Origin of the sequence: Deinococcus sp. (assembly GCF_030523985.1) — a bacterium.
Classification (GTDB): Bacteria; Deinococcota; Deinococci; order Deinococcales; family Deinococcaceae; genus Deinococcus.
On sequence record NZ_JAUNHK010000002.1, the window covers coordinates 29,569 to 35,726 of the forward strand.

A 6,158-nucleotide genomic window follows, 5' to 3' on the forward strand; every position below is an offset into this window, starting at 1 on the left:
CTGACCGACCTCCCCGCCCGCGCCCGGCCCGAGGTGGTGCCCGCCGAATTGGGGGCAGACGCGGGCCTGGTCGGTGCGGCGCTGTGGGCACAGGGCGGGCAAGCATGAAACGGCTGAAATTCCGCCCCTGGGAACTGCCACGCTCCGAAGTCCCGCGCACCAACCTGCTGCCCGGCGCAGGCCAGCAAGCCCGCCTCGCCCGCTCGGCACGGCAGCGGCGCTGGCTGGTCATGGGGCTATTGGCCGCCCTGGTGCTGCTGCTGGCGCTCGCCTTCATGTTCGGGCAACCAACGGCGCCGCCAGTTCTGCCAAACTAGGCACGATGACTGAACGCAACGAACGCGCCCAACTCGCTTTTGCCCGGTTGCTGCCCCGACTCTTTCGCGGCGGTCAGGCCTACGTGGGGGTCGAAGCGGCCCTGAGTGGCCTGACCGACGAACAGGCGGCCCAGCATGTGCCGGGGCTCCCGCATAGCGTGGCCGAGCTGGTCGCCCACGTGAACTGGTGGAACCGCTGGATGCTCGACATCATCGAGATGGGTCAGGCCCTCCCCTACCCCGCCCACGCCGCCGACACCTGGCCCACGGTGCAGGCAGGCGACTGGAGCCGCATCAAGAACGAGTTCTACGAACTGCTGGCCCGCATCGACACCCATGCCGCCCGGCCCGACCTCGCCAGTCCGGTCAACCACGAGGAAACCATCGGGGAGCTGCTGGCCGACTTCGCGCTGCACACCACCCACCACTTCGGGCAAATCATCAGCGTGCGTCAGGTCCTCGGCGCGTGGCCGCCTGCGGGTGGGGGCGATACGTGGTGAGGAAGTAAAGGGCAGAGGGTGGAGGGAAGAGAGATACCCTCTACCCTCTGCTCTTTACCCTTTACGTTCCTTACCCTCTGCGCTTTTCCGCCTGCACCATCTGCACGAATTGCAGCAACCGGGGCGCACGGCCCCAGCGGCTGCGGTCGCCGACCACACGCCAAATCCACTCGACTCCCATGCGGCGCGTCCAGTCGGGGGCGAGCTGGGCGGTGCCGGCCAGCACGTCAATCACGCCGCCGCAGCCGATGGCGACGGGAGCGCGGTGCAGCTGTTTCCAGTAGGCGTTGAAGATTTCCTGTCGCCCCGCGCCCATGCCCGTCAGCAGCAGGTGCGCTCCGCTCTGGCCTATGAGCTCGGCGACCCGCTGGTCTTCTTCGGGCTTGAAGTAACCGTGGTGCACCCCCGCCACCTGAATGCCGTACTCCTGCGCGGCGTTCTGGGCGGCCTGCTCCGCGACACCGGGTTTGGCTCCCAGAAAAAAGACCCGCAGTTCGGAACCGTAACGGGCCATCAGGCCGTCAGCGAGATCGAAGCCCGGTGCACGCGGCACCTCCACGCCGTGCAGTTGCCGGGCGGCGTACACGATGCCCACACCGTCCGCCGTCACCAAGTCGGCTTCCTGCATGGCCCGCACGAATTCGGGCTGGGTGCGCGACTGCACGATGAACTCGGGGTTGAGGGTGACCACCGTATGCGGCGTCGGCGCGGGCTGAAACATCCACTCGCCGAGCAGCTCCAGGGCCGCTTCCAGAGAAATAACATCCAGCGGCAGGTCAAACAGGGTCAGGCGCGTTCGCGGACTGGTCACGCGGGGATTGTACTGCCCCGCCTCCCCCACTTCCGTTGCTTTTCCCTCTGTGGCGTGGCAGGCGCAGAAGCAGGTCCGATACGGCATACTCTGAACCATGTTGCCGGGTGCGTTCGGAACTCTACCTGCCGAGGTTCAGGCACAGCTCGTGGCGGCTGGGCGGCCAGGGCGCTGGAGCCGGGGCGGAGTGCTGTTTCGGCCCGAAGACCCGGCCAGCGTGCTGCACCTGCTCACACGCGGCACGGTGCGGCTCTATTGCCTGGGCAGCAGCGCCCGCGAAATTACACTGGACGTGCACGGCCCCGGCGCGGTGCTGGGCATCGCGGCCCTGGGAGGGACGGTGGGCGAAGTCTACGGCATGTACGCCGAAGCGGTGGACGAAGTCGAAACCCTGCACGTCGCGCCGGACACCCTGTCCCGCCTGTTCGCGCTGTACCCCACGCTGCTGCCCGCCCTGACCGAGCAACTGACGCGCCAGACCCGCAGCGTCCACGAACGCCTGACCGGTCTGGTGTTTCTGGAAGTGTCGCAGCGCCTCGCCCTCACCCTGCTGGCGCTGGCCGAGCGTGAGGGGGAGTGGGAAAGCGGGACGCTGGCCCTCAAGGAACGCATCTCGCACCAGGATCTCGCCCACAGCGTCGGCAGCACCCGCGAAACCATCACCAAATTGCTGGGCGACTTCCGGGCGCGGGGGCTGCTCGACCTGGGGTATCGCCGCATCGTCCTGACCGACAAAGCCGGACTGATCGAGGCGTCACGGCAGCCGCTCGAACCGCTCTGACCCTGCCTGCCACCCACGTTGTTAGCGCAGATGACTGACTCCCCCGCCCAAATGTATTAGGGTAGCCGCTGAATGGCGCGGAATGTGGCAGCAGAATACAGGCGTGGCGAACTGGGCGACTTTATCCGTCTCTCGCCTCATGACGTGGCGCAGGCCCAGGCCGAAACGCGCCCCGACCTCGACCGGGAAGCCCTGGCAGAGGCGCTATGGGCCTATCACCAGAGCCTGGGTACCCTGGACACCCAGACAGAAGCACTGCTGCACAAGCTGGCGCACCCGGCCTCCCGCGTGGTGGTCACCGGGCAACAGGCGGGGCTGCTGACTGGTCCGGCCTACAGCGTCCACAAGGGCGCGGGCGCGGCGCTGCTGGCGCGGCAACTCGACACGCCGGACGCCCCGGTGGTCGCCGTGTACTGGGTCGCCAGTCAGGACCACGACGCCGCCGAGGTCGCCAGTACCACCCTGCTGGACATGAACGAGGAACTCCACCGCCTGACCCTCGACCTGCCCGCAGGTGTCCCGATCGGTCGGGTGCCCTGGCGCGAGGAGTGGAGTGCCGAGGTGCTGGCCCTGCTGGACCGCTTCGATGCACCCGCCGAGTACCGGGCCGCCGTCCTTGAGCGAGTGAAACGCGCCGTGCAGGGCGGCGGCTCCTACGCCGACGTGTTCGCCCGCCTCATTCACGGTCTGCTGGCCCCGGCGGGGGTGCTGGTGCTCGACCCCATGCACCCGGCCCTGGCCCGCCGGATGGCCCCGGCCCTGGAGCGCGAGTTGCGCGACCCGCTGGAATCGTCGGAGCGCATCGAGGCGGCGGCTGAGCGCCTGAGCCGCGCCGGATTCGTGCCGCAACTGCGCCGCCCGGCAGAGGCGACCAACCTGTTTATCGAGGAGAAGGACGGGCAGCGCCGACTGCTGAAATTCGACGGGCAGGTGTTCAAGACCGAAACTGCCCGGTATTCCCGCGCCGAGCTGCTGGCCCGGCTGGAAGCCGACCCCACCCGCCTGACCCCCGCCGCTGGCCTGCGCCCCGCCGTGCAGGACACGCTGCTGCCCACGCTGGCCTTCGTGGTCGGCCCCGGCGAAATCGCCTACGGAGCCGAGTTGAAAGAGGTCTACCCGCTGCACGGCCTTCAGCAGCCGCTGCTGTGGCCCCGCCTGAGCGTGACGTGGCTGGAGCCGAACGTGGCCCGGTTGCTGCGCCGCCTGGACGCCACCGCCGCCGAGGTGCAGGCCGACCCCGAAGGCGTACTGGGTCGCGCCATCGCCCGGGAGCACAGCGCCGCCGCCACCGCCCAGAACCGCCTGAGCGACGTGCAGCGCCAGCTCAGCGCCCTGACCGCCGAACTCGCTGCACTCGACCCCACCCTGCAAAAGGCCGCCGCACGCACCGCCGAGCGCACCGAGCGCCGCCTGGCGCACCTGCAACGCCTCGCCCTAGTTGCACTCGCCCGCGCCGAGGACGAACGGGGCGGACAGCTCACCCGCCTCAAAAAGCACCTGCTCCCGAACGGCGTGCCCCAGGAACGGGAGATGAACTTCCTGACCTATCTGCTCAAACACGGCGAAACCCCGCTGCGGCAACTGCTGGCGCTGGAGGCGGGGTTTGCGGGAGAGGTGGAGATTCCGTAAGGGTGCTGAGAGCAGATGGCTAAGGGCGGAGGGCAGATGGCTTCGCTCAGGCTAACGCTAGAGCGGGCCATCTGCTATTAGCCCTCCGCTCTTGGCTTTAATGCCCCAGAATCTTGCTCAGGAACTGCCTCGCCCGCTCATGCTGCGGGTTCTGATAGAAGGCTTCGGGCGTGGTGTCTTCCACGATGTTGCCCGCGTCGAAAAACAGGATGCGGTCGGCCACTTCGCGGGCAAAACCCATTTCGTGCGTGACCACCAGCATGGTCATGCCGGAGCGGGCGAGCTCCTTCATCACGTCCAGCACCTCTTTGATCATCTCGGGGTCGAGGGCGCTGGTCGGCTCGTCGAACAACATGATTTTGGGGTCCATCGCCAGGGCGCGGGCAATGGCGACGCGCTGCTGCTGCCCGCCCGAAAGCTGGGCCGGGTACTTGTGGGCCTGTTCCGCGATGCCCACGCGCCGCAGCAGTTCCAGCCCCCGCGCCTCGGCCTCGGCCTTGCCCGTGCCACGCACGCGGGTCGGGGCCAGGGTGATGTTCTCCAACACGGTCAGGTGCGGAAACAGGTTGAAGGACTGAAACACCATGCCGACCTCGCGGCGAATGGCGTCCAGATTTTTCGCGCCCTGAAGAGGAATGCCGTCTACCGTGATCGAGCCGCCGTCATGGGGGTCGAGGGCGTTGATGGTGCGAATAAAGGTGCTTTTGCCACTCCCCGACGGCCCGATGACGACCACCACCTCGCCCTGGCGCACGGTGAGGTTGACCCCGCGCAGGGCGTGGAAAGACCCGAAATGCTTCTGGACATTCTCGGCCACGATAATGGGCTCACCTTTGACCGTGGCGTGAGCCGAAGTTTTGGTGAGGTCAGGAGTGGGGGAAGCGGGACTGGGAGCCGTCATGCCAGAGATTCTAGCGGGGGCAGGCCACAGCAGGGCGTGTTCTGGCAAAAATGGTCTGCCCTACACGGCCTAGAAAAATATTTCGCATACGCCAACCTTTTTTCAGAGCGGTATCAACGGCAAAAATCCCCAGTCGGACTGTGATGGAAGCGGCTCCAGCCCGCTGGCAGCGTGTGCTAGCATCGGCGCACCTAACCAGAAAGTAGAGTCTCGCCCCAGGCCAGACGACATTTTTCTGAGTGACACGGAGGAATACCCATGAAAAAGACCCTGACCCTCAGCGCCCTTGTGCTCGCGGGCACCGCGACTGTGGCCCTGGCCCAAAACGCCTTTATTACCATTGGCTCGGGCAGCACCACCGGCGTGTACTTCCCCGTCGCCACCGGCATGGCAAAGATGATGAACGACGCGGGCGGCATCCGCGCCAACGCCCGTTCTACCGGCGGCAGCGTGTTCAACATGAACGCCCTGAAGACCGGCGAACTCGACATGGCAATCGTGCAGAACGACGTGGCCTACTACGCCTACAAGGGCACCGGGATTGACGCCTTCAAGGGCAAGGCCAACCCCAACGTGCGCTCCATGGCCGTGCTCTACCCCGAAGTGCTGCACGTGATTGTCCGCAAGGACGCGGGCATCAACACCATCGCCGACCTCAAGGGCAAGCGCGTGGTGACGGGCGACCTCGGCTCCGGCACCGAGCAGACCGCCCTGCAAGTCATGGAAGCCTACGGCCTGGACTTTAAGGACCTCGGCCAGCAACTGCGCGTGTCGCCGGCCCAGGGCATCAGCCTGATGCAGGACAAGCGTGCCGACGCCCTGTTCTACACGGTGGGCGTGGGCGCCAGCGCCATCTCCCAGATTGCCCAGACCACCGACGTGAAACTGATTCCCGTCAGCGGCAACCAGGCCACCGCGCTGCTCAAGAAGTACCCCTTCTACGTGCGCTACAACATCCCCGCCAAGAGCTACAAGGGTCAGGGCGCGACCGTGCCCGGCGTGGCGGTGCAGGCCACCCTGGTCACCAGCTCCAGCGTGGACGCCGATGCCGTGTACAAGGCCATGAAGGCCGCCTTCTCCAACGAAAAGGCGCTCAAGGCCATTCACCCCGCCCTCGCCAACAACTACGCCGACGCCAAGGCCGTCAAGGGCCTGCCCGCCCCCCTGCACCCCGGAGCCGTCAAGTTCTGGAAGGAGCAGGGCCTGAACGTCAAGTAAC

The 6,158-nt window shown here is 66.8% G+C and carries 7 protein-coding genes; 5 read left to right on the plus strand and 2 right to left on the minus strand.

The annotated features are described in order from the left end of the window. Positions 1-104: 104 nt before the first annotated feature. Together Q4C89_RS00675 and Q4C89_RS00680 are read left to right on the plus strand one after the other, a co-directional pair. Positions 105-317 (plus strand): hypothetical protein, encoded by a 213-nt coding sequence (locus Q4C89_RS00675; RefSeq protein WP_303100683.1) that lies wholly within the window; start codon positions 105-107, stop codon positions 315-317. Between the two features lie 5 nt (positions 318-322). Continuing rightward, positions 323-817, plus strand: coding sequence for a DinB family protein (locus tag Q4C89_RS00680; protein ID WP_303100684.1), 495 nt, complete (start codon positions 323-325; stop codon positions 815-817). 70 nt (positions 818-887) lie between these two features. Here the strand turns inward: Q4C89_RS00680 and Q4C89_RS00685 are convergent, their stop codons facing one another. Beyond that, positions 888-1,628: a WecB/TagA/CpsF family glycosyltransferase gene (locus Q4C89_RS00685; RefSeq protein ID WP_303100685.1), complete on the minus strand. Its 741-nt coding sequence runs from the start codon at positions 1,626-1,628 to the stop codon at positions 888-890. Between the two features lie 97 nt (positions 1,629-1,725). On the opposite strand from Q4C89_RS00685, the gene Q4C89_RS00690 reads away from it, so the two are divergent. Then, positions 1,726-2,409 carry a Crp/Fnr family transcriptional regulator gene (locus Q4C89_RS00690; protein WP_303100686.1) on the plus strand — a complete coding sequence of 228 codons (684 nt, stop codon included), beginning with the start codon at positions 1,726-1,728 and terminating at the stop codon, positions 2,407-2,409. A 72-nt stretch (positions 2,410-2,481) separates the two neighbouring features. Beyond that, positions 2,482-4,038 carry a bacillithiol biosynthesis cysteine-adding enzyme BshC gene (gene bshC / locus Q4C89_RS00695; RefSeq protein ID WP_303100687.1) on the plus strand — a complete coding sequence of 519 codons (1,557 nt, stop codon included), beginning with the start codon at positions 2,482-2,484 and terminating at the stop codon, positions 4,036-4,038. Between the two features lie 97 nt (positions 4,039-4,135). On the opposite strand, the gene Q4C89_RS00700 is transcribed toward bshC, so the two are convergent. After that, positions 4,136-4,939 (minus strand): amino acid ABC transporter ATP-binding protein, encoded by an 804-nt coding sequence (locus Q4C89_RS00700; RefSeq protein WP_303100688.1) that lies wholly within the window; start codon positions 4,937-4,939, stop codon positions 4,136-4,138. Positions 4,940-5,197: 258 nt separating this feature from the next. Between Q4C89_RS00700 and Q4C89_RS00705 the strand changes: the two genes are divergently transcribed. Continuing rightward, the gene (locus Q4C89_RS00705; RefSeq protein ID WP_303100689.1) at positions 5,198-6,157 is read left to right on the plus strand and encodes a TAXI family TRAP transporter solute-binding subunit; all 960 of its coding nucleotides are present in this window, start codon (positions 5,198-5,200) and stop codon (positions 6,155-6,157) included. The last annotated feature ends 1 nt before the right edge of the window (position 6,158 follow it).

Excerpts from the sequence above, each read along its gene's own strand:
- Q4C89_RS00675 (WP_303100683.1), top strand. The coding sequence starts at position 105 with ATGAAACGGCTGAAATTCCGCCCCTGGGAACTGCCACGCTCCGAAGTC.
- Q4C89_RS00680 (WP_303100684.1), top strand. The coding sequence starts at position 323 with ATGACTGAACGCAACGAACGCGCCCAACTCGCTTTTGCCCGGTTGCTG.
- Q4C89_RS00690 (WP_303100686.1), top strand. The coding sequence starts at position 1,726 with ATGTTGCCGGGTGCGTTCGGAACTCTACCTGCCGAGGTTCAGGCACAG.
- bshC (WP_303100687.1), top strand. The coding sequence starts at position 2,482 with ATGGCGCGGAATGTGGCAGCAGAATACAGGCGTGGCGAACTGGGCGAC.
- Q4C89_RS00700 (WP_303100688.1), bottom strand. The coding sequence starts at position 4,939 with ATGACGGCTCCCAGTCCCGCTTCCCCCACTCCTGACCTCACCAAAACT.
- Q4C89_RS00705 (WP_303100689.1), top strand. The coding sequence starts at position 5,198 with ATGAAAAAGACCCTGACCCTCAGCGCCCTTGTGCTCGCGGGCACCGCG.